We start from the raw sequence: 947 nt of genomic DNA, 5'->3' as shown, positions 1-947 counted from the left end.
GACACTGCCCGGGACCAGCTCGCCGCCCTTGGCATTGGCACCCCGCACGCGACAACGTTGGCCAGGGTGCTTCAGGTTTTGGATGCCGACGCCCTGGACCAGCTGGCCGGGGCATGGGCACAGTCCAAGACACCGGTGGCGGCAATAGCCATAGACGGCAAAGAAGTCCGTGGTGCCAAGAACGGCGGTGGCACCAGGGTCCACCTCCTCGCCGGCATCGACCACGCCACCGGGGCCGTGCTCGTGCAGGAAAACGTGTCCGAGAAGCACAATGAAATCACCTATTTCAAGCCCCTGTTGGAGGGGATCAAGGACCTGAAGGGCGTGGTCATATCTGCTGACGCCTTGCATACGCAGCGGGAACATGCCCAGTATCTGCACTCCCGGGGAGCCCACTATGTACTGACAGTGAAAGCGAATCAGCCCAAACTCCATGACCAACTGCGTGCCCTGCCGTGGAAGCGGGTCCGGGCCGGGAACAAGACCCGTGAAACCGCCAACGGTCGCGAGATCGAGCGGACCGTCAAGTGCGTCAGCGTCGATGCCGGAATCAAATTCCCCCACGCCGCCCAGGCAGCCCAGATCACCCGCAAGTCCCGGCCCATCGGTACCCGGAAGTGGTCAACCGAGACAGTTTACGTCGTCACCTCACTGACCCCGGCACTGGGGAAACCGGAGCTCATAGGCTCTTTGATCCGCGGACACTGGGGAATTGAAAACGGTCTCCACTACCGCCGGGACGTGACGTGGCGCGAGGATGCCAGTCAGATCCGGCGAGGGAACGCACCCCGAATCATGGCCTCCCTGAGGAACATCGCGATCACGATTCTGCGTCTGGAAGGCGAAACGAACCTTGCCAAAGCCACCCGCGGAGCCCGCAACTACCCACACCGCGCCCTCAAACTCGCCGGCCTAAATATCAGCTAAACGACTTTGCAGAGGCCCTG

Annotated in this window: 1 protein-coding gene; it reads left to right on the top strand. The window is 62.2% G+C overall.

The features are described from left to right. Positions 1-927 (top strand): ISAs1 family transposase (locus QMG25_RS20330; protein WP_283462944.1); only part of this gene is annotated, 927 nt, incomplete at its 5' end. Positions 928-947: the final 20 nt, after the last annotated feature.

Source organism: Arthrobacter sp. H35-D1 (assembly GCF_030063185.1).
In the GTDB taxonomy this organism is placed as follows: Bacteria; Actinomycetota; Actinomycetes; order Actinomycetales; family Micrococcaceae; genus Specibacter.
The sequence above is the reverse complement of the archived record's forward strand: the minus strand, read 5'-3'. Positions and strand labels throughout refer to the sequence as shown.